This window comes from Sphaerisporangium fuscum (assembly GCF_018531465.1).
Classification (GTDB): Bacteria; Actinomycetota; Actinomycetes; order Streptosporangiales; family Streptosporangiaceae; genus Sphaerisporangium; species Sphaerisporangium fuscum.
Genome location: NZ_JAHDTF010000054.1, coordinates 13,790 through 39,355, shown reverse-complemented (window position 1 = coordinate 39,355; position 25,566 = coordinate 13,790). Strand labels below are relative to the sequence as shown.

18 protein-coding genes are annotated in these 25,566 nt (G+C 72.6%); 17 read left to right on the top strand and 1 reads right to left on the bottom strand.

The genetic code is table 11. From position 1 onward, the window contains the following. The first annotated feature begins 46 nt into the window (after positions 1–46). The 17 genes from trpC to KIK05_RS44095 all read left to right on the top strand — a co-directional run bounded on the left by trpC (position 47) and on the right by KIK05_RS44095 (position 24,887). Complete coding sequence (gene trpC / locus KIK05_RS44175) at positions 47–871, top strand: indole-3-glycerol phosphate synthase TrpC (RefSeq protein WP_214416912.1); 825 nt, start codon at positions 47–49, stop codon at positions 869–871. A gap of 20 nt (positions 872–891) precedes the next feature. Next, the gene (gene trpB / locus KIK05_RS44170; protein WP_308250403.1) at positions 892–2,112 is read left to right on the top strand and encodes a tryptophan synthase subunit beta; all 1,221 of its coding nucleotides are present in this window, start codon (positions 892–894) and stop codon (positions 2,110–2,112) included. Positions 2,113–2,138: 26 nt separating this feature from the next. Further along, positions 2,139–2,933 carry a tryptophan synthase subunit alpha gene (trpA, locus tag KIK05_RS44165; protein WP_214416910.1) on the top strand — a complete coding sequence of 265 codons (795 nt, stop codon included), beginning with the start codon at positions 2,139–2,141 and terminating at the stop codon, positions 2,931–2,933. A 213-nt stretch (positions 2,934–3,146) separates the two neighbouring features. Beyond that, positions 3,147–3,698, top strand: a complete 552-nt coding sequence (locus KIK05_RS44160) for a MauE/DoxX family redox-associated membrane protein (protein WP_214416909.1) — start codon at positions 3,147–3,149, stop codon at positions 3,696–3,698. A 92-nt stretch (positions 3,699–3,790) separates the two neighbouring features. Then, positions 3,791–4,537 carry a DsbA family protein gene (locus tag KIK05_RS44155; protein ID WP_214416908.1) on the top strand — a complete coding sequence of 249 codons (747 nt, stop codon included), beginning with the start codon at positions 3,791–3,793 and terminating at the stop codon, positions 4,535–4,537. A 110-nt stretch (positions 4,538–4,647) separates the two neighbouring features. Then, positions 4,648–5,829: a prolipoprotein diacylglyceryl transferase gene (gene lgt, locus KIK05_RS44150; protein WP_372455665.1), complete on the top strand. Its 1,182-nt coding sequence runs from the start codon at positions 4,648–4,650 to the stop codon at positions 5,827–5,829. After that, positions 5,826–6,548, top strand: a complete 723-nt coding sequence (locus KIK05_RS44145) for a VIT1/CCC1 transporter family protein (protein WP_214416906.1) — start codon at positions 5,826–5,828, stop codon at positions 6,546–6,548. The genes lgt and KIK05_RS44145 overlap by 4 nt, the downstream gene beginning before the upstream one ends. Continuing rightward, entirely contained in the window at positions 6,545–7,885 is a 1,341-nt protein-coding gene (locus KIK05_RS44140) for a hypothetical protein (RefSeq protein WP_214416905.1), read from the top strand. The genes KIK05_RS44145 and KIK05_RS44140 overlap by 4 nt, the downstream gene beginning before the upstream one ends. Positions 7,886–7,953: 68 nt before the next feature. Next, positions 7,954–8,607, top strand: coding sequence for a hypothetical protein (locus tag KIK05_RS44135; RefSeq protein ID WP_214416904.1), 654 nt, complete (start codon positions 7,954–7,956; stop codon positions 8,605–8,607). Positions 8,608–9,038: 431 nt separating this feature from the next. Beyond that, positions 9,039–13,556: a glutamate synthase large subunit gene (gene gltB / locus KIK05_RS44130; RefSeq protein ID WP_214416903.1), complete on the top strand. Its 4,518-nt coding sequence runs from the start codon at positions 9,039–9,041 to the stop codon at positions 13,554–13,556. Positions 13,557–13,569: 13 nt separating this feature from the next. Beyond that, positions 13,570–15,054 (top strand): glutamate synthase subunit beta, encoded by a 1,485-nt coding sequence (locus tag KIK05_RS44125; protein WP_214416902.1) that lies wholly within the window; start codon positions 13,570–13,572, stop codon positions 15,052–15,054. A gap of 184 nt (positions 15,055–15,238) precedes the next feature. Continuing rightward, positions 15,239–16,909 (top strand): S8 family peptidase, encoded by a 1,671-nt coding sequence (locus tag KIK05_RS44120; RefSeq protein ID WP_214416901.1) that lies wholly within the window; start codon positions 15,239–15,241, stop codon positions 16,907–16,909. 324 nt (positions 16,910–17,233) lie between these two features. Further along, a complete protein-coding gene (pyk, locus tag KIK05_RS44115) occupies positions 17,234–18,664 on the top strand; it encodes a pyruvate kinase (RefSeq protein WP_214416900.1) in 1,431 nt (476 codons plus the stop codon). Positions 18,665–18,976: 312 nt separating this feature from the next. After that, complete coding sequence (locus KIK05_RS44110; RefSeq protein WP_214416899.1) at positions 18,977–19,324, top strand: FAD-dependent monooxygenase; 348 nt, start codon at positions 18,977–18,979, stop codon at positions 19,322–19,324. Next, positions 19,321–20,505: an FAD-dependent monooxygenase gene (locus KIK05_RS48600; RefSeq protein WP_308250402.1), complete on the top strand. Its 1,185-nt coding sequence runs from the start codon at positions 19,321–19,323 to the stop codon at positions 20,503–20,505. The genes KIK05_RS44110 and KIK05_RS48600 overlap by 4 nt, the downstream gene beginning before the upstream one ends. After that, on the top strand, positions 20,496–23,789 hold the full coding sequence (locus tag KIK05_RS48595; protein WP_214416897.1) for an ATP-binding protein: 3,294 nt from the start codon (positions 20,496–20,498) through the stop codon (positions 23,787–23,789). Before KIK05_RS48600 ends, KIK05_RS48595 begins: the two co-directional genes overlap by 10 nt. Before the next feature lie 45 nt (positions 23,790–23,834). Then, a complete protein-coding gene (locus KIK05_RS44095) occupies positions 23,835–24,887 on the top strand; it encodes a pyridoxamine 5'-phosphate oxidase family protein (protein ID WP_214416896.1) in 1,053 nt (350 codons plus the stop codon). A gap of 48 nt (positions 24,888–24,935) precedes the next feature. On the opposite strand, the gene KIK05_RS44090 is transcribed toward KIK05_RS44095, so the two are convergent. Further along, the gene (locus KIK05_RS44090) at positions 24,936–25,340 is read right to left on the bottom strand and encodes a cupin domain-containing protein (protein ID WP_214416895.1); all 405 of its coding nucleotides are present in this window, start codon (positions 25,338–25,340) and stop codon (positions 24,936–24,938) included. Between the last annotated feature and the right edge of the window lie 226 nt (positions 25,341–25,566).

Sequence of the window (25,566 nt, the reverse complement as noted above, 5' to 3'; positions counted from 1 at the left end):
ACCGGAGGGACCCTGATCGGGTGAGCAAGCCAAGCGAGGAGATCAAGTGAGCGTGCTCGACGAGATCCTGGACGGCGTTCGGGCCGACCTCGCCGACCGGCAGCGGGCCGTGTCGCTGGCGGAGCTCAAGGAACGCGCCCAGCGGGCGCCCGCCACCAAGGACGCCTACGCCGCGCTGGGCGGCGACAAGGTGTCGGTCATCGCCGAGGTGAAGCGGTCGAGCCCGTCCAAGGGCGCGCTGGCGGCGATCGCCGACCCCGCCGCGCTCGCCGGCGACTACGAGGCCGGCGGCGCGCACGTCATCAGCGTGCTGACCGAGCGCCGCCGCTTCGGCGGCAGCCTCGACGACCTCGCCGCGGTGCGCGCGGCGGTCGACATCCCGATCCTGCGCAAAGACTTCGTCGTCACCAGCTACCAGCTGTGGGAGGCCCGGGCCTACGGCGCCGACCTGGCGCTGCTCATCGTGGCGGCCCTCGACCAGAACGCCCTGGTGTCGCTCATCGAACGGGCCGAGTCGATCGGCCTCGCGCCGCTCGTCGAGGTGCATACTGAGGAGGAGCTCGATCGAGCTCTCGACGCCGGTGCGAAGATCATCGGGGTGAACGCGCGGAACCTCAAGACCCTGGAGGTCGACCGCGACGTCTTCTCCCGCATCGCACCCAAGATCCCCGACGGCGTTATCAAGATCGCCGAGTCGGGTGTGCGCGGCCCGCACGACCTGCTGGCCTACGCCCGGGCGGGCGCCGACGCCGTTCTCGTCGGCGAGAGCCTGGTCACCGGCAAGGACCCGAGGGCGGCCGTGGTCGACCTCGTCACGGCCGGAGCCCACCCGGCATCGCGACTCGACAACGGACCCGAGAGGCACCAGTGAGCACCGCAGAAGGCACCCTGATCACCGCGGCCGACTTCGCGGGCAACGGCCCGGCCGGTGACGACCCCGACGCGCGGGGCCGCTTCGGCGTCTTCGGCGGCCGCTTCGTGCCCGAGGCGCTGATCCCGGCGCTCGACGAGGTCGCCAAGGTCTACGAAGAGGCCAAGGCCGACCCCGAGTTCCTGCGCGAGTTCGACCACCTGCTGCGCACCTACGCCGGCCGCCCGACCGCCGTCACCGAGGTGCGGCGGTTCGGCCAGGTGGCCGGGGGAGCCCGGGTCCTGCTCAAGCGCGAGGACCTCACGCACACCGGCGCCCACAAGATCAACAATGTGCTCGGCCAGGCCCTGCTCACCAAGCGCCTGGGCAAGACCCGCGTCATCGCCGAGACCGGCGCGGGCCAGCACGGCGTGGCCACCGCCACCGCCTGCGCGCTGCTCGGCCTCGAGTGCGTCATCTACATGGGCGAGGTCGACTGCGAGCGCCAGGCGCTCAACGTCGCCCGCATGAAGCTCCTCGGCGCGAAGGTCGTCCCGGTCGGCAACGGCAGCCGCACCCTCAAGGACGCCATCAACGAGGCCTTCCGCGACTGGGTGACCAACGTCGACACCACCCACTACCTCTTCGGCACGGTCGCCGGGCCCCACCCCTTCCCCGAGATCGTCCGCGACTTCGCGCGCATCATCGGCGTCGAGGCGCGCCGCCAGGTCCTCGAGCTCACCGGCCGGCTGCCCGACGCCGTCGCCGCGGCCGTCGGCGGCGGGTCCAACGCCATCGGCATCTTCCACGCCTTCATCGGCGACGAGGGCGTCGCGCTCCACGGCTACGAGGCCGCCGGGCACGGCGTCGAGAGCGGCGAGCACGCCTGCACCCTCACCGAGGGCTCGGTGGGCGTCCTGCACGGCTCGCGCACCTACGTCCTGCAGGACGACGAGGGCCAGACCATCGAGTCCCACTCCATCTCCGCGGGGCTCGACTACCCCGGCGTCGGCCCCGAGCACGCCTGGCTCAAGGACTCCGGCCGCGCCACCTACCACGGCATCACCGACGACGAGGCCATGGAGGCGTTCTCCATCCTCGCCCGCACCGAGGGCATCATCCCGGCGATCGAGTCGGCCCACGCGCTCGCGGGCGCGATCAAGCTCGGCCGCGAGCTCGGCCCCGAGGCGACGATCCTGGTCAACCTCTCGGGCCGCGGCGACAAGGACATGGGCACCGCCATGAAGTACTTCAACCTGTAATCGTGACCTGAGCGGGACTTCCAGACATGACGACTCTTCAGACGGTGTTCGAGAAGGCACGCGCCGACAAGCGTGCCGCCCTCGTCGGATACCTCCCGGCCGGCTTCCCCACCAAGGACGGCGCCATCGCCGCAGCGACGGCCATGGTGGAGGCCGGCTGTGACGTCATCGAGATCGGCCTGCCCTACTCCGATCCGCTCATGGACGGTCCCACCATCCAGGACGCCGTGCACCGCGCGCTGACCAACGGCACCCGTATCGCCGACGTGCTCCGCACCGTCGAGGGAGTGGCCAAGAGCGGCGCCGCCGTCCTCGTCATGACCTACTGGAACCCCATCGACCGCTACGGCGCCGAGCGCTTCGCCCGCAGCCTGGCGAGCGCCGGCGGCACCGGCACCATCACCCCCGACCTCACGCCCGAGGAGGCCGGGCCCTGGCGCGAGTACAGCGCGCAGGCCGGCATCGACACCGTCTTCCTGGTCGCGCCCAGCTCCACCGACGAGCGCATCCAGGCCGTCGCCGACTGCTGCACCGGGTTCGTGTACGCCGCCTCCCTGATGGGCGTCACCGGCGCCCGCGCGAGCGTCAGCTCCGCCGCCGAGGGCCTGGTCAAGCGCTGCCGCGCCCACACCGACCTTCCGGTCTGCGTGGGGCTCGGCGTCGGCACCGGCGCCCAGGCCGCCGAGGTCGCCGGGTACGCCGACGGCGTGATCGTGGGTTCGGCGTTCATCCGCGGCCTCCTCGACGCCCCCGACGAGGCCTCCGGCCTGGCGTCGGTGCGCGCCCTCGCCGCCGAGCTGGCCGCCGGCGTCCGCGGCTGAGGTAGCCTTTCCGCAGGTCAGGCCGGGACTCCAGGCCGCTTATCCGACTCTTATCGCACCCATGATGGGGTGGTCAGCCGGTACCCTCGGCAGGGGCGCGGCCGGGCCGCCGCCGCGTGCGACGCCGGTGGCCCCACCATGTCCATGATCCGATAGCCTGCGGCCGGTCCCCCGGAAGGGCGGCGCCGGTGGCTTTGACAGGAGGCTGCGACCATGAGGTCGCTCAACGCGCATCCGGCGGTACCCTGGGTGACGACCGTCGCCAGGCTCGTGGTCGCCGGCGTGCTCATCGCCGCCGGTTGGCTCAAGATCGGCACTCCGGCTCTGTCCGTCCAGGCCGTCAAGGCCTATGAGCTGCTGCCGGAGGGGGTCGCCACGGCGGTGGGCTACGGCCTGCCGATCCTTGAGATCGTCGTTGGGGTGTTGCTGGTTGTCGGGCTGCTCACGCGTGCGGCGGGCGGCGTTTCGGCGCTGCTCATGCTGGCCTTCGTGGTCGGCATCGGGTCGGCCTGGGCGCGCGGCCTGCGCATCGACTGCGGCTGCTTCGGGGGCGGCGGTGCCCTGGCGGCCGGGCAGAGTCCCAACTACTTCTGGGAGATCCTCAGGGACGCCGGGCTGTTCCTGCTGGGCGCCTGGATCACCCTGTACGGCCCCGGTCGCCTTTCCCTCGACTCCGCCCTCGGTCTGGTCCCCGGCCGGGCGCCGCTCGCCGGCGACGAGCACGGGGACGACGAGCCCGAAGGCGGCGAGCCCGAGGCCGCCTGACCCACCGGCGTCCGGAGCCTCCCGCGGCCGCCGGTCGCATGCCTCCCCGGCCCCGGGCCGCGGGGACGACGTCTAACGAAGGAGATCCTCTGATGGGAAAGGCCGCGCGGGACGTCTCCGCGCGCGAGCGGATCAAGGCGCAGCGCGAGCTGGAGCGCAAGCAGGAGCAGCGCAGGCGCCTGGCCACGATCATCACGGTCGTGGTGGTCGCGCTGGTCGCCGTCGGCGGCGGCTGGTGGTACGTCCAGTCGGGCAAGTCCGAGACCCTGAGCGGTCAGCTCGCGCCGATCACCGTGCAGTCCGACGGCACGATCGTCATGGCGAAGCCGGGCGTCGAGAAGCCCGTGCTCGACGTCTACGAGGACTTCCAGTGCCCGGCCTGCAAGATGTTCGAGGAGACCAGCTCCGCCACGGTCAAGAACATGGCGGCGGCGGGCCAGGTCAAGGTGCAGTACCACCCCATCAACATCTTCACCATGGAGCCCACTTCCAGTAACTCCATGCGCGCCTCCGCGGCCGCGCGCTGCGTCCCCGGCGGCAGCCAGTGGATGGCCTTCCACGACAAGCTGTTCAAGCAGCAGCCGCCCGAGGACAAGCAGGGCTTCGCGCTCGACGACCTGGTCAAGTGGGGCAAGGACGCCGGGGTCACCGACCCGGGCTTCGAGGCGTGCGTCAAGTCCCAGAAGCACGTCCAGGCCCAGACGCAGTACAGCCAGACGGCCTCCAAGATGGCGCCCAAGGGCACGCCGACGCTGCGGCTCAACGGCACCGAGCTCGACAACAAGGTGGCGTTCACCCCCGCTTCGCTGCGCCAGGCCATCCTTGATGCCGCGAAGTAGGCCCGGAAGCGGTAACGTCACCTGACATGCCCCTGGCCTCCATTCCCAGTCCGCCAGAAGGGGTCTGGCACCTCGGACCGATCCCTCTGCGGGCCTATGCTTTCTGCATCGTGCTCGGTGTCATCGCCGCCGTCTGGATCGGCGAGCGCCGCTGGCGTGCCCGCGGCGGCGAGCCCGGCACGATCACCGACCTCGCCGTCTGGGCCGTCCCGTTCGGCCTGGTCGGCGGCCGGCTCTACCACGTCATCACCGACTGGCAGCTCTACTTCGCCGAGAACGCGCCCAACCGGCCCATCGACGCGCTGTACATCTGGCACGGAGGCCTCGGCATCTGGGGGGCGATCGCGCTCGGCGCCGTCGGGGTGTGGATCGCCTGCCGCCGCCGCGGTATCTCGCTGGCGGCCGTCGCCGACACCGTCGCCCCCGGCATCGCCGTGGCACAGGCCATCGGCCGCTGGGGCAACTACTTCAACCAGGAGTTGTTCGGCGGCCCCACCGACCTGCCGTGGGGTCTGGAGATCGACCCGGGGCGGCCCGGCACGATCCCCGGCGTGTCGACCTACCACCCCGCCTTCCTGTACGAGTCGCTGTGGGACCTGGCGCTGGCAGGCGTGCTGATCTGGGCCGGCAAGCGGTACGGGCTGCGTCACGCCCGGCTGTTCGCGCTGTACGTCGCCGGCTACACCCTCGGCCGCTTCTGGATCGAGGGCATGCGGGTCGACCCCGCCCACCACATCCTCGGCCTGCGGCTCAACCAGTGGACCTCGCTCATCATCTTCGTCGGCGCGCTGCTGTACATGTGGCTGACCAGGAACAAGACCGGCGAGGAGATCGTGTCGCCCGGCGGGGGAGCGGCCTCCGACCCGGCCCATCCGGCCGACCAGGCCGACGAGCACGAGACCGCCGGCGACGCGGCGGAGGCGGTGCGCCCCCTCGCCACGACGGACGCCGCGGAGAGCGAGGAGCCTTCGGCCGGCGCCGAGCGTGCCGGAGGCACGGAGGACGCCGACCCGGCCCACGGCGCGAAAGAGGCCGACCCCGAGGAAAGAGCCGCCGCGTCCGAGCCCACCGGGCGGACGGAGAGCGCCGAGGCCGCCGCGGAGCCCGAGCCTTCCGAGGCATCCGGTGAGACGACGGCGCCGGGCTCGGGGGACAATGCCGAAGACAAGGGGGCCACGGACGGCGGCGCCGGGGCCGAGGCCGCCGACGCGGCCCCGAAGGGCGGCGACGCCCCCGGGAAGACGCAGACGCCGCCCACGGCCGTACCCGACTCGGAGGCGAATACACGATGACCCAGGGCGGCTCCTCGGGGGGGCGCGCCGAAGTCCACCACCAGCACCGCGACGTGACGGGCGGCTGGCTCCGCCCGGCGGTGTTCGGTGCCATGGACGGTCTGGTGTCGAACTTCGCCTTGATCGCCGGCGTCGCCGGAGGCACGTCCAACATCAGGGTCGTCTCGCTGGCGGGTGTCGCGGGCCTGGCGGCGGGCGCGTTCTCGATGGCGGGCGGCGAGTACGTCTCGGTCGCCAGTCAGCGCGAGCTCGCGCTGGCCGAGCTCGAGGTGGAGCGCGGCGAGCTCGCCGGAAACGCCGAGGCGGAGGAGAGAGAGCTGGCGCGCCTGTACGAGATGCGCGGCGTCGACCCCGATCTGGCCGCCGAGGTCGCCCGGCAGATCTCCCGCGACCCGGCCAAGGCGCTGGAGGTCCACGCGCGGGCCGAACTGGGCGTCGCCCCCGGCGATCTTCCCTCGCCGAAGCTGGCCGCCGTCTCCTCGTTCCTCTCCTTCAGCGTCGGTGCGGCCATCCCGCTGCTGCCCTACCTGCTCGGGGCCACGGTGCTGTGGGTGTCGGCGGCCCTGTCGACGGCCGCGCTGTTCGCGGCGGGGGCGCTGGTGTCGCGCGTCACGGCGCGGAGCTGGTGGTATTCCGGCCTGCGTCAGCTCGTCGTGGGCGCCGTCGCCGCCGGGCTGACGTTCGCCCTGGGGTCGCTGCTGGGAGCGGGTGCCCTGTGACCGGCCGCCCGAACGACACCAACAGCCCGAGGAGAAACCGGGGCGCCAGGGGCGCGAACCGCCCCAGGCGCGCCAGGAGCCCCGAAGGCGCCGAGCGCACGGACGATCCGGACCGTCGCGCGGGGCGCGGGGACGGCGCCGGCCGCTCGGCGGTCCCCCAGCGCGACGACGGCGGCTACGGGGCGTACCCCGAGCAGCCGGGCGGCGCCGGCCACGCCCAGCCTCCGGAGGGCGGCTACGGCGCGTATCCCGGGCACGTCCGGCCTCCCGAGGGCGGCTATGGGGCGTATCCCCAGCAGCCGGGCGGCGCCGGCCACGTCCAATCTCCTGGCAACGCCTACGGGGCATATCCCCAGCAGCCGGGCCACGTCCAGCCTCCTGAAGGGCCGTATCCCCGGCGCGCCGAGCATGCGGACGCGCCTCATCGTCCCTCGTGGGCCGAGGTCGCCGACCACATGGAGGGCACCGGCTACGCCCCGCCCGCCGAGCGGCCCCAGCCCGCCCAGCCCGACGACGGCGGCAAGAAGGCCAAGGGCAGCAAGAGGCGCCGATCCTCCTTCGAGGTGGAGGCCCTCAGCGAGAGCGGGATGAGCCCGGGCCGGCAGCGCCTGCTGATCGCGGTGGGCACCGTCCTCGTGGTGCTGCTCGGAGGGGCCGGCCTGACGTACGTGATCAGCACGCTCGGCGTCGACGCTCCCCCTTCGCGGCAGGGAGCGGCCGCCGACGGCATCGGACTGCCCGTACCCGAAGAGTACGAGGCCTGGCCCTCGCCCAAGCTGTTCGGCCCGATCGCCGACCGGAAGGCCGACGCCGCCCCCCTGAAGGCGGAGGAGGTCTTCTCCGCCAAGTCGCTCACCAGCGACAAGGTGACCCTGAAGCTGCTCGACCGCCGCCTCGACGGCTCCTGCGCGCAGGTCATGTGGGGAGGCAGCACGGTCGCCAAGCTGACCGGGACCGGCTGCACGCAGGCCGTGCGGGGCCTCTACCTCAGCGCCGACCGCCGGTACGTCGCCCAGTACACCCTGTTCAACATGGCCAGCGGTTCGGCGGCCGAGGGGTTCGTGCAGGCGATGTCCACCGAATACCGCGGGGGTGGGTGGGTGCGCGCGCTGCAGTCCAGCGCCGCGACGTTCGGCCCCGACGGCTACAGCGAGGGCAGCGGCCACGCGATGGGGCACTACGCCGGGTTCGTCTGGGTCGCCCGGGCGGACGGCCACGAGCCCGGGGCCAAGGACGACTTCGTCTCGCTGGCCCTCGCCGCCAGGGGCGCCGAGAAGGCCATCTACCGCCGCGTCGTGGCCGTCACCGGCACGGGCGCCACGCCGCCCGCCAAGTGAGCTCACGGCCGGTGACGCTGTCGTGAGCGTGGGCACGGCGCCGCCCGGGGCCACTAGGCTCAGGGGCCATGCTCAGCCGTAGGTGGATGGCCGTGGCCCTGGCCGGGGTGCTCGTTGCGGCGGGGGCGGCGGCGTTCGCCTTCACCCGTCCGGAGACGGGCCCGAGACCGGCGGTGTTCCGGGGGGAGCCCACCTCCGCGCTGTACGAGCCGATCGCCACCCGGCGCGGCGATCCACGCCCGCTCAGCGAGCAGGAGGTCTTCGGGGCGACGGCCAGGCTCGCCTCGTCGGGGGTGACGATGGTCCGCCGCCAGGTGACGGTGTCGCGTGACTGCGCCGAGGCGCTGTGGGGGGAGGGCCCCTCCGCCGCGGTGGCGGGATGCGCGCAGGTCGTCCGTGCGGGGTTCATCAGCGAGGACGGCGGGGTCTCCGGGCAGTACGCCGTCTTCGACCTGCCCGACGGCGCCGCCGCCGACAAGCTGGTCGCGGCGCTCGACCCCCGGCGCGGCGACGGTTTCCTGCGGCTCGCCCCGGGGCAGCCGCGGTCCTTCGACGCCGGCCACAGCCGGGCGGACGTCCGGGCGGTCGGCCACTTCGTGGTCGTGAACTGGGTCGGCCCCGTGGCGGACGAGGGCGGGTCCGCGGACCTGATCTCCCCGCAACTCGCCCTGGAGACGCTCGGCGCCTTCGTCCAGCAGCGCGTCCTGGCCGCTGCCGGCTGACCCGCCTCCCGCCGCGTCGGCGCCGCCGGAAGGGGAAGCGGTCCAGGAGACAGGTGGTGTTTGTGGGTTACATCACTCGGCGGTCGATGCCGTGATCGTCTGCCGGGTCCGCCATAAGGGTGGGGGCGGCCGGGGTTGTGGGAGGGCTTTTCTTGACCTGAAATTGACCTTCCCCGGAGCCGCCACATGCCCTCTGACCTGGAATAACGCCCTATTTCGGCTTGTTGCATCGGTGCGGCCTGGGACGTACGACATACGACACCAAGATGTCCTCGCGTGGACGGTGAATGTTCGCGATTCAGACCTGGCGGGCACTATTCCGGCAGGGTGAGGTAGTCTCTACACACCTAACTGCAGCAGGGCCAACGTCGTCCCTCTTGCCTGCACTCGCCATACCAGACGAAGCAGACGAAGACGACGGGAGGGATTCAATGCCTGCTGCCCGCCTCGGTCTCCCCGAGCCCCAGGGCCTCTATCACCCCTCGCAGGAGCACGATGCCTGCGGTGTGGCCATGGTCGCCGATGTCGCCGGACGCCGTAGCCACGACATCGTCGCGAAGGCTCTGACGGCGCTGTGCAACCTTGACCACCGGGGAGCCAAGGGTAGCGAACCGGACACCGGCGACGGCGCCGGCATCCTGACGCAGATTCCCGATGCTTTCCTCCGTGGGAACGTCACGTTCCCGCTTCCCCCGGCCGGCTCCTACGCCGCCGGCATCGCGTTCCTGCCGCTGGACGAGCAGGCGCGCGCGACCGCCGTGCGGGCGATCGAGGAGATCGCCGCCGAAGAGGGCCTCACGGTCCTCGGCTGGCGCGAGGTGCCGATCGACCCGGCGTACGCCGGTCCGAGCGCCCGCGCCGCCATGCCGTCCTTCCACCAGCTGTTCGTGTCCTCGCCGGACGGCCGGAGCGGGATCGAGCTCGACCGGCTCGCCTTCTGCCTGCGCAAGCGCGCCGAGCACGAAGTGGACGTGTACTTCCCCTCGCTGTCCTCGCGGACGATCGTCTACAAGGGCATGCTGACGACCCCGCAGCTGGAGCCGTTCTTCCCCGACCTGTCGGACGAGCGGTTCGAGAGCGCGATCGCGCTGGTGCACTCGCGCTTCTCCACCAACACCTTCCCGTCGTGGCCGCTGGCGCACCCGTACCGGTACGTCGCCCACAACGGTGAGATCAACACCGTCAAGGGCAACCGCAACTGGATGCGGGCCCGAGAGGCGATGCTGGCGACCGACCTGATCCCCGGCGACCTCTCCCGGCTCTTCCCCATCTGCGACCCGGACGGTTCGGACACCGCGTCGTTCGACGAGTGCCTGGAGCTGCTCCACCTCGGCGGGCGCAGCCTGCCGCACGCGGTGCTGATGATGATCCCCGAGGCGTGGGAGAACCACACCGAGATGGACCCCGCGCGGCGGGCGTTCTACGAGTACCACTCCACCTCGATGGAGGCGTGGGACGGTCCGGCGTCGATCACCTTCAGCGACGGCACGCTGGTCGGCGCGGTCCTCGACCGCAACGGCCTGCGTCCCGGCCGCTTCTGGGTGACCGAGGACGGCCTGGTGGTCCTCGCCTCCGAGGCCGGTGTGCTCGACATCGAGCCCGCCAAGGTCGTCCGCAAGGGCCGCCTGCAGCCCGGCAGGATGTTCCTCGTCGACACCGAGCGCGGCAAGATCATCGAGGACGACGAGATCAAGGCCGAGCTCGCCGCCGACCACCCGTACGACGAGTGGCTGCACGCGGGCCTGGTCCGCTTCGAGGAGCTGCCCGCCCGCGAGCGCCCGATCGTCACCCACGAGGCCCTGGTCAAGCGCCAGCAGACCTTCGGCTACACCGAGGAGGAGCTGCGCGTCATCCTGGCCCCGATGGCCAGGACGGGCGCCGAGCCGATCGGCTCGATGGGCACCGACTCGCCCGTCGCCGTGCTGAGCGAGAAGCCCCGGCTGCTGTTCGACTACTTCAGCCAGCTGTTCGCGCAGGTCACCAACCCGCCGCTGGACGCGATCCGCGAGGAGCTCGTCACCTCCCTGCAGACGACCATCGGCCCGGAGGGCAACCTGCTCGCCCCCGGCGCGGCGTCCTGCCGCAGGCTCGTGCTGCCGTACCCGGTGATCGACAACGAAGAGCTCGCCAAGATCATCCACATCAACGACGAGGGCGCGCTGCCCGGCTTCCAGCCGCACGTCGTCTCCGGCCTCTACGAGGTCGCGAGCGGCGGCGAGGGCCTGCTGCGGCGTCTTGAGGAGATCCGCGCCGAGGTCTCGGAGGCCATCGCGGGCGGGGCGCGCATCATCGTGCTCTCCGACCGGGGCTCCGACGGCCGCATGGCGCCGATCCCGTCGCTGATGCTGACCGGCGCGGTGCACCACCACCTGATCAGCGAGAAGTCGCGCACCCGCGTCGGCCTCGTGGTGGAGACCGGCGAGGCCCGCGAGTGCCACCACATGGCGCTGCTGATCGGGTACGGCGCCTCCGCCGTCAACCCCTACCTCGCGCTCGAGACCGTCGAGGACATGATCGCCGCCGGCGCGCTCGACCTGGAGCCGCGTAAGGCCGTGCGCAACCTGATCAAGGCGTACGGCAAGGGCGTGCTGAAGATCATGTCGAAGATGGGCGTGTCGACGGTGGCGTCCTACACCGGCGCGCAGATCTTCGAGGCGCTCGGCCTCGGCCAGGAGGTCATCGACGCCTGCTTCGCGGGCACCACCTCCAGGCTCGGCGGCATCGGCTTCGACGTGCTCGCCCGGGAGGTCGAGCTGCGTCACCGGCGGGCCTACCCGCGCGCCGAGAACGCCCACCGCCGGCTGGAGGTCGGCGGCGAGTACCAGTGGCGCCGCGAGGGCGAGCCGCACCTGTTCAACCCCGAGACGGTGTTCAGGCTGCAGCACGCCACCCGAACCCGCCGGTACGAGATCTTCAAGCAGTACACCGACCTGGTCGACGGCCAGTCCGAGAAGCTCATGACCCTGCGCGGGCTGTTCAAGCTCCGCGAGGGCGTGCGCCCGCCGGTGCCGATCGAGGAGGTCGAGCCGGTCGAGAGCATCGTCAGGCGCTTCTCCACCGGCGCGATGTCCTACGGCTCCATCTCCCAGGAGGCGCACGAGACCATCGCGATCGCCATGAACCGGCTGGGCGCCAAGTCCAACACCGGTGAGGGCGGCGAGGACCCCGAGCGGCTGCACGACCCCGTGCGGCGCTCGGCGATCAAGCAGGTGGCCTCCGGCCGCTTCGGCGTCACCAGCGAGTACCTCGTCAACGCCGACGACCTGCAGATCAAGATGGCGCAGGGCGCCAAGCCCGGCGAGGGCGGCCAGCTGCCCGGCCACAAGGTGTACCCGTGGATCGCCAAGACCCGGCACTCCACGCCCGGCGTCGGCCTCATCTCGCCGCCGCCGCACCACGACATCTACTCGATCGAGGACCTCGCCCAGCTGATCCACGACCTGAAGAACTCCAACCCCAAGGCGCGCGTGCACGTCAAGCTCGTCGCCGAGGTCGGGGTCGGCACCGTGGCGGCGGGCGTGAGCAAGGCCCACGCCGACGTCGTGCTCATCTCGGGCCACGACGGCGGCACCGGCGCTTCCCCGCTGACCTCGATCAAGCACGCGGGCGCGCCCTGGGAGCTCGGCCTGGCCGAGACCCAGCAGACGCTGCTGCTCAACGGCCTGCGCGACCGCATCGTCGTCCAGGCCGACGGCCAGCTGAAGACGGGCCGCGACGTGATCATCGCGGCGCTGCTCGGCGCCGAGGAGTTCGGCTTCGCCACCGCGCCGCTGGTGGTGTCGGGCTGCGTGATGATGCGCGTCTGCCACCTCGACACCTGCCCGGTGGGCGTCGCGACGCAGAACCCCGAGCTGCGCAAGCGGTTCTCCGGCAAGCCGGAGTTCGTGGTCAACTTCTTCGAGTTCATCGCCCAGGAGGTGCGCGAGTACCTCGCGGCGCTCGGCTTCCGCTCGATCGAAGAGGCGGTCGGCCACGCCGAGGTCCTCGACACCGCGGCCGCGGAGGAGCACTGGAAGGCGGCGGGTCTCGACCTGTCCCCGATCCTGCACGTGCCCGCCCTGCCCGAGGGCACGCCGCTGCGCCGGACGGTCGAGCAGGACCACGGCCTGGACAAGGCGCTGGACAACACGCTGATCCAGCTCGCCGAGGGCGCCCTGCAGTACGGCGACCGGGTGACCCTGGAGCTGCCGATCCGCAACGTCAACCGCACGGTCGGCACGATGCTCGGCCACGAGGTCACCCGGCGGTACGGCGGGGAGGGCCTGCCCGACAACACCATCGACGTGAGCTTCTCCGGGTCGGCGGGCAACTCCTTCGGCGCGTTCGTGCCGAGGGGCGTCACCCTGCGGCTCACCGGCGACGCCAACGACTACCTCGCCAAGGGCCTGTCGGGCGGGCGGGTGACGGTACGGCCGCACCCCGACGCGCCGTTCAGCGCCGAGGAGCAGGTGATCGCGGGCAACGTCGGCCTGTACGGCGCCACCTCCGGCGAGGTGTTCGTCCGGGGCGTGGTGGGCGAGCGGTTCTGCGTCCGCAACTCCGGCGCCACCGCCGTCGTCGAGGGCGTGGGCGACCACGGCTGCGAGTACATGACCGGCGGCCGTGCCGTCGTCCTCGGGCCGACCGGGCGCAACTTCGCGGCGGGCATGTCGGGCGGCGTCGCCTACGTGCTCGACCTCGACCCGGTGCGGGTGAACCGCGAGATGGTCGAGATCGAGGAGCTCACCGAGGACGACTCGGAGTTCCTGCGCGACATCGTCGAGCGGCACCTGGCGGAGACCGGCTCCACGGTCGCCAAGAACCTGCTGGACGACTGGGACGCCACGCTGACCCGGTTCGGCAAGATCATGCCGGTCGACTACAAGAGGGTGCTCACGGCCGCCGAGACCGCGCGGGCCGAGGGCAGGGACATCGACGAGGCGGTCATGGCCGCCGCCGTACACGGTTAAGGGAGGTTCACCGATGGCTGACCCCAAGGGTTTCCTGACGCACGAGCGTGAGCTGCCGGCGCGCCGCCCGGTCGACGTCCGCATCCGCGACTGGCGGGAGGTCTACGAGGACTTCCCCAAGCCCGCGCTGACCAAGCAGGCCGCGCGGTGCATGGACTGCGGCATCCCGTTCTGCCACAACGGGTGCCCGCTCGGGAACCTCATCCCCGAGTGGAACGACCTCGTGTACCGCGACGACTGGCACGAGGCGATCGAGCGGCTGCACGCCACCAACAACTTCCCGGAGTTCACCGGGCGGCTGTGCCCGGCGCCGTGCGAGTCGGCGTGCGTGCTCGGCATCAACTCCGACCCGGTGGCGATCAAGCGCGTCGAGGTCGAGATCATCGACCGCGCCTTCGCCGAGGGCTGGGTGACGCCGCAGCCGCCGGCCGCCAGGACCGGCAGGAAGGTCGCGGTGGTCGGGTCCGGCCCGGCCGGGCTGGCCGCCGCGCAGCAGCTCACCCGCGCCGGCCACGACGTGGTGGTGTTCGAGCGCGCCGACCGCGCCGGCGGCCTGCTGCGCTACGGCATCCCCGAGTTCAAGATGGAGAAGCGGCACGTCGAGCGGCGCCTCGAGCAGATGCGCGCCGAGGGCACCGAGTTCCGCACCGGCGTGGACGTCGGGGTGGACGTCACGGCCGCGCGGCTGCGCGAGGAGTTCGACGCGGTCGTGCTGGCCGGCGGAGCGACCGCCTGGCGTGACCTGCCGGTGGCGGGCCGCGAGCTCGACGGCATCTACCAGGCGATGGAGTATCTCCCGCTGTCCAACAAGGTGCAGGAGGGCGACTTCGAGACCTCTCCGGTGTCGGCGGAGGGCAAGCACGTCGTGGTGATCGGCGGCGGCGACACCGGCGCCGACTGCATCGGCACGGCGCTGCGCCAGGGCGCGGCCTCGGTCACCCAGCTGGAGATCATGCCGCGGCCTCCGGCGGCCCGGCCCGGCACCCAGCCGTGGCCGACCTACCCTCTGCTGTTCAAGATGGAGAGCGCCCACGAGGAGCTCGAGGTCGAGGGCGGCGCGCGGGTGTACGCCGCGTCGACGACCGAGTTCGTCGGGGACGAGCAGGGGCGGGTCAGGGCGCTGCGCCTGGTGGACGTGGAGGGGCCGGCGAACGGCTTCAAGCCGATCCCGGGCACCGAGCGCGAGATCCCGGCCGAGCTGGTCACCCTGGCGATGGGCTTCGTGGGCCCGGAGAAGGGCGCCCTGCTGACCGACCTGGCGGCGGCCGCCGGCGACCCCGAGGCGTTCTTCGACGCGCGGGGCAACGTGGCGCGCGACAAGTCGTACATGTCCGGCGTGGAGGGCGTCTTCGTCGCCGGTGACATGGGCCGTGGCCAGTCGCTCATCGTCTGGGCGATCGCGGAGGGCCGTTCGGCGGCGGCGGCCGTCGACCGCTACCTCAGCGGCGAGACCGCCCTGCCCGTCGCGATCCCGCCGACGGCGCGACCGCTGGTCTGACGACCTGCGGGGACGGCGTCCCTCGCCGAGGGACGCCGTCCCTTTTTGTGGTGAATAGAGTTATTTGTAGTCAAAAGAGCAGTAGTGGGTGGATTGTTGGGGGATTTGGTCGACGACTTGCTTTGATCCTCGATCCGCTGAAAGATGCTGCCTCGTTCTGTGAGAGGTCTTGAGGAGAGGGTCAATGGTTCAGGGGTACAGACGCCTGTTCGGCGCCGCCGTTTCGATCACGGTGGCGGCGACGCTCGCCGCGAGCACTTTGGCGACGGGCGCAGGCGCCACAGCCCGGCCCGCCTCGAGCACGCCCGGCGAATACCTCGTCTTCTACGCCAAGGGCGGCCAGGCGGCCGCCGTGGCGGCCGTCAAGGCGAGCGGGGGCACGGCGGGGGCCGTCGACACCAAACTCGGTTACGTCATGGCCCACGGGCCCGGAGCGGCCTTCGCCGAGCGGCTCGGCGACAGCCCGGCCGTCGTCGGCGTGACCGACAACCGCAGGATCGGCACCGCCACCGCCCTCACCGGCCGCGCCGCCTCCACCGCCGTCCCCTCACAGGAGATCTCCACGGCGGCCGGCGCCCGCGGCGGCGACCCGCTGTCGGCCCGCCAGTGGGACATGAAGATGATCGGCGCCACGCCCAGCGGGTCGTACGCCAAGGACCGCGGCAGCCACAAGGTCCTGGTCGGCATCATCGACACCGGGGTCGACGGCAAGCACCCCGACATCGCCCCGAACTTCAACCGGGCGCTCAGCCGCAACTTCGTCACCGACCACCCCAAGGACCCCAACGGCAAGGTCCTCGACGGGCCGTGCGAGGTCAAGGGCTGCAAGGACCCGGTCGACGAGGACGACGACGGCCACGGCACGCACGTGGCGAGCACCATCGGCTCGCCGCTCAACGGCATCGGCGTCGCGGGCGTCGCCCCCAACGTCTCGCTGGTCAACATCCGCGCCGGCACGGACTCGGGCTTCTTCTTCCTCAAGCCCGTCATGGACGCGCTCACCTACGCCGGTGACGCCGGCATCGACGTCGTCAACATGAGCTTCTTCGTCGACCCGTGGACGTTCAACTGCGCCCACAACTCCGCCGACTCCCGCGCCGACCAGCTCCAGCAGGCGGGCATCGTCACCGGCGTGCAGCGCGCGCTCGACTACGCCCGCAGCCGCGGCGTCACCCTGATCAGCGCCCTGGGCAACGGCTCCACCGACCTCGGCAACCCGACCGAGGACAAGGAGAGCCCCGGCTACCCGCTGGGCAAGGAGCGCGACCGCACCATCGACAACTCCTGCGTCAACGTGCCGGCCGAGTCGAACGGCGTCATCTCCGTCTCCGCCGTCGGCCCGAGCAAGCGCAAGGCCTGGTACTCCGACTACGGCATCGAGCAGACCGACGTCGCCGCTCCCGGTGGCGACCCGTCCGACACCGGCTCCTCCCTGAAGGGGGCGGCCCGTGAGATCCTCGCCGCGGCTCCGGAGAAGGCCCTGCGGGCGCAGAAGCTGATCGACGCCAAGGGCAAGCCCACCAGCTCCTCGGTCGTCCGTGACTGCCACCGCGGCACCTGCTCGTACTACCAGTACCTCTCGGGCACCTCGATGGCCTCCCCGCACGCCGCGGGCGTCGCCGCGATCCTGATCGACCGGTTCGGCAAGCCCGGCAAGGGCGGGGTCCAGCTCAGCCCCGCCAGGGTCGAGCAGCTGCTGTACGCGACGGCCGACCAGACGGCCTGCCCGTCCTCCGGCTCCACGACCTACTCCGCCGTCGAGCAGACCCACGCCTGCGAGGGCGGCAAGACCAAGAACGGCTTCTACGGCCACGGCATCGTCGACGCCTTCCGCGCCGCCACCGCCAAGGGCTGACACCGCGCTCCAGGCGATCGACCGACGGCCCGCACGCCTCCGACGGCGTGCGGGCCGCCGGCTTTCCGGGGCCGCGGAGAGGGAGGGCCGGACGGCCGGGACGCTCCTGTGGCCCCGGGCAACTATCCTGAGTGGCGCACGAACACGTACACGGACCTCGAGCGCCGGGTCGCGTTCGTCGTGACCGCGTCCCCGCTTCACCGAGGGCCACCTGCGACGACGGGCCTGAGGGCGCCAGATGGCCGGGGTCGCGTCACCTGGATTTCGCCAGGCGCTGCGCACTTCGTCATCCCCAAGTGGTCTGTACCAATTAGGGTAGGACTTGTGAGTCGTCGAGCGAAGATTGTCTGCACACTGGGGCCCGCCACCTCCTCCCCGGAGCGCCTGCGCGAGCTGATCGCCGCCGGAATGAACGTCGCCCGGTTCAACCTCAGCCACGGGAGCCACGAGCTCCACAAGGAGGTCCACACCAGGGTGAGGGAGGCCGCCGCCGAGCTCGGCAAGGCCGTCGGCGTCCTCGCCGACCTCCAGGGGCCCAAGATCCGTGTAGGCCGTTTCGCCGAAGGCCCCGTGCGCCTCGGCTTCGGCGACGTCTTCACCATCACCACCGAAGACGTCCCCGGTGACCGCGCCATGGTCTCCACCACCTACGAGGGCCTGCCCGCCGACGTCCACCCCGGCGACAAGATCCTCGTCGACGACGGCCGCCTCGTGCTCGAGGCCACCGAGGTCGACGGCCCCCGCGTCGTCACCAAGGTCCTCGTCGGCGGCATGATCTCCGACAACAAGGGCCTCAACCTGCCGGGCGTCGCCGTCTCGGCCCCCGCCCTGACCGAGAAGGACGAAGAAGACCTGCGCTGGGCCCTGCGCACCGGCTTCGACCTGATCGCCCTGTCGTTCGTGCGCAGCCCCGACGACGCCGCCCTCGTCCGCGCCATCATGGACGAGGAGGGCGTCCACCTGCCCCTGCTCGCCAAGATCGAGAAGCCGCAGGCCGTGGAGCGCCTCGAAGAGATCGTCGACGCGTTCGACGGCATCATGGTCGCCCGCGGCGACCTCGGCGTCGAGCTGCCGCTGGAGCAGGTGCCGATCGTCCAGCGCCGCATCATCGAAGTGTGCCGCGAGAAGGCCCACCCGGTCATCGTCGCCACGCAGATGCTCGACTCGATGATGAGCGCGCCCCGGCCCACCCGCGCCGAGGCCTCCGACGTCGCCTACGCCGTCATGGACGGCGCCGACGCCGTCATGCTCTCCGGCGAGACCTCGGTCGGCAACTATCCCATCGAGTCCGTCGCCACCATGGACCGCATCGCCCAGGCCGCCGAGGCCGACGCGCTGCGCTCCACGCACACCTTCGAGCGGCTTCCCGAGACCACCGGCGGCGCCATCGCCCGCGCGGCGGCCGAGGTCGGCGCCATCGTCGGGGCCAAGGCGCTGTGCGCGTTCACGATGTCGGGCGAGACCGCGCGCCGGCTGGCCCGCTACCGGTCCCCGATCCCGCTGCTGGCGTTCACCTCGGCCCCGCAGGTGCGCGGCCAGCTCGCCCTCACCTGGGGTGTCGAGACGTTCGAGGTGCCGTTCGTTCACCACACCGACGACATGGTGCGCCAGGTCGAGTCGGCCCTGCTGTCGGCCGGCCGGGCCGAGAAGGGCGACAAGGTCGTCATCGTCGCCGGCTCCCCTCCCGGCAACCCCGGCTCCACCAACGCCCTCCGCGTCCACACCATCGGCTCCGCGGTCTCCAGCGCCGGCTGACACCACCGCCGGCCCCGCGCCGTTCGGTGCGTGGCTCCGCGGTCTCCAGCGCCGGCCGACACCACGGGTCCCTCCTGTCGGCCGGCGGAGCGCCGTCCCCTCGCTCCGCCCGAGCCGGGCCTCTCCGGCGCCGCGGCGGTGGGAAGGCGGTACGGCCAAGCCGGCGCCGTGGTACGGCGAGGGCGGGGTCCTGTGGCCGGATCACCGTCCATCGCGGGCAAGTATCGTTGCGGAAACCGGCACCCCCGCAGCTACCGTCTGCGCAGCGGTCGGCGACCTCATCGCCGGCCCCTGTCGAACGGAGCATCCGTGATGAGCGTCGATGTGATCGTCGTCGGAGCCGGGCCGACCGGGCTCATGCTCGCCGCAGAGCTGGGCCTCGCCGGAGTGCACGCCGTGGTCGTCGAACGGCTGACACGGCGCAGCGGGCAGTCCAAGGCGCTCGGCATCCAGCCCCGCTCCGCGGAGGCGCTCGAACTACGAGGCCTGCTGGAGCCCCTCATGGACCGGGCGATCCAGCGGGTGCCCGGTGGGCACTTCGCCGGGCTCCGCCTGGATCACACCGCCTGGGACACCCGGCACCCGTACGCGATCGGCATCCCCAGGGGCGCGTCGAGGCGCTGCTCGAGGAACGGCTCGGCGAGCTGGGCGTTCAGGTGATGCGCGGACACCAGGTGACCGCGCTGTCGCAGGATGCCGACGGGGTCGAGGCGACTCTCCTCGGACCCGGGGGCGAGTCACGGCTCACGGCTCGTTACCTGGTGGGCTGCGACGGCGGGCGCAGCACCGTCCGCGCGCTGCTGGGCATCGGCTTTCCCGGCCTGGACGGGAAACTGCTCTCGGTGGTCGCCGACATCACGATCTCCGACCCGGACGGCGTCGTGCCGGAGACCTGGACCCTGCCCGTCATGACGCCCGACAAGACCGGCAAGGGCTACATCGCTCCCATCGGCGACGGTGTCCACCGGTTCCTGTTCTACGGGGCCGAGCAGCAGGGGCTCTCCCGCGACACCCCGATCACCGAGGGGGAGGTGCAGCGGGCCCTGCGCAACGAGTTCGGCCCGGGGGTCCGGCTCACGGGCGTCCGATGGGCCTCCCGGTTCACCGACGCCTCACGTCAGGTCGAGCGGTACCGTCACGGGCGGGTCCTGCTCGCCGGAGACGCCGCGCACATCCACTCGCCCGTGGGCGGGCAGGGACTCAACCTCGGTCTGCAGGACGCGTTCAACCTGGGGTGGAAGCTCGCGGGGGAGATCGGCGGGTGGGCGCACCATGGGCTGCTCGACACCTACCACTCCGAACGGCATCCGGTCGCCGCACGCGTCCTCGCCAACACCCGCGCCCAAGCCGTCCTGCTCGTCCACGACGAGGAGAACCTGGCCCTGCGCGACATCGTCGAGGAGCTCCTACGGGTACCGGAGGCCAACCGGATCGTCGCCGGAATGATCTCGGGGCTGGACATCCGCTACGACCTGCCTGGCCGCCGCCACCACCTGCTGGGGCGCCACGTCCCCGACCTCGACCTGGTGACGCCGTCCGGGCCCGGCCGCGTGGCGCGGCTGCTGCGCGACGGCCGCGGCCTGCTGCTGACGACCGCCGACGAGGCCGCGTTCGCGGAGGTCGCCGAGCCGTGGTCGGCCAGGATCGGCCGGGCGCACGTGCGGGCCGAGCTCGGTGCGGACGCCGTGCTGGTACGGCCCGACGGCTATGTCTGCTGGGCCGGTTCCGCCGCCGACGTCTCCGGCCTCGCCGACGCCCTGGCGCGGTGGGCGGGTGCACCCGCGGGCCGGACATCTGGACCGTTTCAAAGGTGCATCCCTACTATTGGCCCGTGCGGCTGAACGTCCTCGGGCCCATTGAACTCGTCGTGGCCGGGCATGTCGTACCGGCCGGACCGCCGAAGGAGCGAGCCCTCCTGGCCCTCCTCGCGATGCACGCCGACCGCGTGCTCCCCGCGGACCTCCTGGCCGATCGGCTGTGGTCCGGCAACCCGCCGGCCAGCGCACAGGGCAGCCTGCAGGTCTATGTCTCCAACCTGCGCCGCCGGCTGGAGCCCGATCGGCGGCCGGGCACGACCCCGACCGTCCTGGTCAGCGCCGCCGACGGGTACGGCCTGATGACCGGCGGGCTCGGCCTCGACACCAGGGACTTCGAGACGCTCGTGTCGGCCGGGTCCGGCCATCTGGCCGGGGGACGGCACGAGGAGACGGCGGCCGCCCTCGCCGAGGCGCTCGACCTGTGGCGGGGCGACCCGTACGCGGACGTGCGTTCCGAGGAGTGGGCGCAGCCGGAGATCGGCCGTCTGGGACAGGTGCGGCTGGACGCGGTGGAGGGACTGGCCGCGGCCCTGCTGGAGCTGGGCCGCCACACGGACGTGGTCGCGCGGCTGGACCCGTTCGTCCGCGAACATCCCCTGCGGGAGCGTGCCTGGGAGCTGCTGGTGCTGGCCCACTACCGGGCGGGCCGGCAGGCGGCGGCCCTCGAATGCCTGCGCAAGGTGCGGGAGGTGCTCGCCGGAGAGCTGGGCATCGACCCCGGGCCACGGCTGCGGGAGCTCGAAGGCGCGGTGCTGCGCCAGGACGCCACGCTGCTCCCGCCGGAGCGGCCCGCCACGCCGTCGCCCGCGCGGCGGCCTCCGGCGCCGACGACGGCACGCAGGGCTCCCGAGCCCACGGCGGACCAGCCGGTCTTCGTCGGCCGCGAGAGCGCGCTGCAGTTCCTGGACGAGGCGGCGAAGGCGTCGTCCGCCGCCGGGCAGGTCGTGCTGGTGGACGGCGAGCCGGGCGTCGGCAAGACGAGCCTGCTGCGGCGGTTCCGCTCGACCGCCCAAGTGCCGGTCGGCTGGGGGGCCAGTCCCGACCACGAGACCGCGCCCGCCCTGTGGCCCTGGGAACGGGTCCTGCGCGACCTCGCCGCCGCGGCCCCGGAGGCCGCCCTGCCCGACGAGGTGGGCACGTTCCTGTCGGGCGGGCTGGAGGCGATCCCGGCGTCCGACGCGCAGGGGGCGCGGCTGCGGTTCTTCGAGGCGGTCGGCACGTTCCTGGCCGGCGTCGGCCCGGTGATCGTCGTGCTGGAGGACATCCACGCGGCCGACGACGCGACGCTGCGGCTGCTGGTCCACGTGGCGTCCACCGCCCGTCCGGGCCTGCTGCTGGTGGCGACCTTCCGGCGGCACGAGGCGTCGGCGCTCACCGCCACGCTGTCGGCGCTGTCGCGGCTCGGCGCGCGCAGGCTCGGGCTCGACGGGCTCGCCACCGAGGAGGTCCGCGCGCTCGTCCGGGAGTTGTCCGGCCGCGACCCGGGCGGCCGCAGGGCCGAGGAACTGCGCGGGCGCACCGCCGGGAACCCGTTCTTCCTCGGGGAGCTGGCCCGGGCGGGCGAGGAACTGCCGCAGGGTGTGCTGGACGTCGTGCTGCACCGGGTGGCGGGCCTGGGGGAGGAGGCGGGCCGTGTGCTGGAACTCGCCGCCGTGATGGGCGACGAGTTCGAGGCGGGCGTCCTGGCCCAGGTCGCCGGCGGCACGGTCGGCGACCTGCTGCCGCCGCTCGACGCGGCCCTCGACGCGGGGTTGGTCCGGGAGTCGTCGTACCGGCTGGGCGTGTACGAGTTCGCGCACGCCCTGGTGACCGACGCGTTGCTGTCGCGACGGTCGCGGCTGTGGCGGGCGCGCGTGCACGAACAGGTCGCGGGCGTCCTCACCCGCGTCCACGGCGACCGGGACGACCGCGCGGCGGTGATCGCCCGGCACTGGCTGGCGGCGGCGGAGCTGGGCGCCGAGCCCGCCCGCATGGCGATGGACTACTCCGCCCGCGCCGCGCGGGCGGCCCTGCGGCGGCACGCGCCCGACGACGCGGCCGTGTCGTGGCAGGAGGCGCTGGCGGCGGCCGAACCGGCCGGGGCCGGCGCGGCCGAGCGGTTCGAGCTCGCCGTCGGGCTGGCCGAGAGCCGCTACGCCGCCGGGCGGTTCGACGAGGGCTACGAGGCGGTCGAGCAGGCGCTCGCCCTGGCCGGCGCCGACCTGGACAGGGCCGTCAGGGCCGCCGACATCGCGATGGGACACGGCATCTGGGTGCCCTTCCGGTACGGCCTTGACGTGGCCGCCGTGCGGGACTCGATGGACCGGGCCGTGCGAGAGGTCCCGCCGTCCACGCCGGCCTGGGCGACGGCACAGGCCGTCCGGGCCGTCGTGCTCGCCCAGACCGGTCGCGAGGACGAGGTCGACCCGGTCTCGTCGCAGGCCGTAGCGGCGGCCGGGCGCCTGGGCGACCCCGCCCTGCTGCGGCGCGTGCTCCACCTGCGGCTGCTCGCCATGCAGGGACAGGACTTCATCGAGCAGCGCGCCGAGACCGCGCGGCGCCTGCTGGCGGAGCCGGACCTGTCGTCCCAGCTCAGGGTGATCGCACAGCTCCACCTCGTCGTCCATCTCGTCGAGCACGGCAGGGTGCCGCAGGCCCGCGCGCTGCTGGCCGAGATCGACACGCTGCTGCGCGAGCTGCACAATCCCATGCTGGCGCTGCAGGCGGCGGTGGCGCACGGGGGACTCGACCTGTTCCAGGGCGTGCCGGAACCGGCCCGCCACTTCGAGCCCGTCAGGGCGACGCTGTCGTTCGCCGATCTCGCCTACTTCGAGGCGACCATGATCGCCGTACGGGCCGAGACGCTCATCCACGAGGACCGCCTCGGCGAGGAGGCGGCATGGGTCGAGGAGATGTTCCGGCGTACCGGCCTGGCAGGGGTCGGCTACGCGCTGGCGTACGCGCTGGCGGGCCTGGGCGAGCACGAGCGCGCCCGGCGGCTCCTGCGGGAGACCCCTCCCCCGCCGCGCGACTACCACTGGGCGATAGCCGCCACGTGCCGGCTGCACGCGGCGATCCGGCTCGGCGACCTGGACGTCGCGCGGGAGGTCTACGACGCGTTCCGTCCCTTCGCCGGGCTGCTGCTCGTGAACGACACGTGCACCACCGTCAGCGGGGCGTACGACGGCCACATGGGGGAGGCGCTGCTGGCACTCGGGGACCGCGAGGGGGCACGGGCCCACCTGCGGGAGGCGGTGCGCCTGCTCGAGCGGGCGGGCGCGGCCTACTGGCTGACAAGGGCCCGACAAGCCCTCGGCAAGTGCACGTAGAGGCGGGTCGCGCACTCTGTTCCCGACAAGTGAGGGGACAGACTGATGACCACACCACGACATCTGACCGGCTTCCTGATGACGCACGCCGGTCTCTCGGCCACGTGGCCGCGCGAGGCGGCCGAGATCTTCGGCCGCGCCCTGGTCTGCGAGTACGCCTCGCTCACCCGCGACGGCCGGCCCGTCACCTGGCCCGTCACACCGTACGTCGGCGCGGGCGGCACGCTCGACGTGAGCACCGGGCTCACCTACCCCGACAAGGCCGAGCGTGCCCGGCGCGACCCGCGCGTCGCGCTGCTCCACTCCAGCGCGGAGGGCACCGGACCGGACCGGGCGCCCATCGTCCTCGTGCAGGGCCGGGCGACCGTACGCGACGCGGATCTGCAGGCCAACACCGACCGGTACGTCCGGGAGTCGCTCGCCAAGACCGGCGCCGGGTTCGCCGGGATGCCGTGGTTCCTGGTGAAGCGGCTGGGGTGGTATTTCGCCCGCATCTGGGTCGAGGTCACCCCCGACAGGATCGTCTGGTGGCCCGAGGGCGACCTGTCCAGGACGCCCGAGGTCTGGACGGGCCCGGGGGACGTCTCGGTACCCGCCTCCGATCCCGCCCCCACGGGCCCCCGGCTGCCGGGCCGCGTGGCCCCGCCGGCGGACTGGCGGCCCTTCGCCGACCGCGCGGCCCGCCTGGGCGAGCCCGTCGTCACCATGGTCGCCGACGGCCTGCCGCTGGCCGTGCGCACCCGCTCCGCCGTACGCACCGAGGCCGGCTTCGACCTGCGGCTGCCCGTGGGCGTCCAGACGGCCGAGGGGCCGGTGTGCCTGACCTTCCACCGGCACGGCCCGGCCATGGAGTGGCAGGAGAACGTGGTGCTCGTCGGCACCGCGACCGGAGAGGGCGACCGGCTGAGCGTGCGGGTCGAGCGGGCCCTGAACGACTGGAGCCTCTCCGGAGACCGCCGCGAGCGGAACCGCTCGTTCCTCGGCCAGGGCAGGATACTGAGGAAGCGACTGAAGGCCGAGGCCGCCCGCCGTGGCCAGCCCGCCCCCCGCGTCCGCCGCCCCACGCCTGACTCCTCCCGCGAATCCGCCGGAACGTGACGGCCCCCGCGCAGCCGGATCACGGTGGCCAGGGAAGGAGGGCCTGGACTATGCGGGCCGGGTGCGCTCCGCGCCGATGGCGACGCCGACGATCGTGCAGGGCCCCGCGCCGTGGTTGCGCCAGGCGTGCCGGGTGCCGTTCTGGATGACCACGTCACCTGCCCGCAACACCGTCTGGTCGCCGTCGTCGAGTTCCAGCGTGGCCTCGCCTGAGACGACCAGGACGTAGTCGAGGCTGTCGGTGGTGTGCATCTCCGGAGCGCCGGGCTCCATCACGGCCGTCGCCCCCGGCATCTGCGCCAGCAGCGGTGCGCCCAAGTTGACGGCCGCGATCCGCCAGATGCTGGAGGGCAGTGGGGTCAGGGCGGCGGCGTAGGCGGTCCACGCGGCCCAGCGGGGCACGCCCGCCGCCGTCCGGCCGTGCAGCTTCGCCGGGATGGCACGAACGGTCATGGGAACTCTCCTCGTCCAGACGCGCGATCGGCCCGGATGGTCATCGCGACCTGCGATCGGGCAGGCGATCCCGGCCCGCTCTGTTCCTAAGATCGCGACCATTCCGAGCCCGCGTATCCCCCGCCAGGGGGAACCGCGTCACCCGCCGGGAGGAACCGGGTCAGGACGCGAGCCTCAGCACGCGTCCAAATGTCCCGGCGGGCCGGCCGTGCCCCTGGCGAATCGA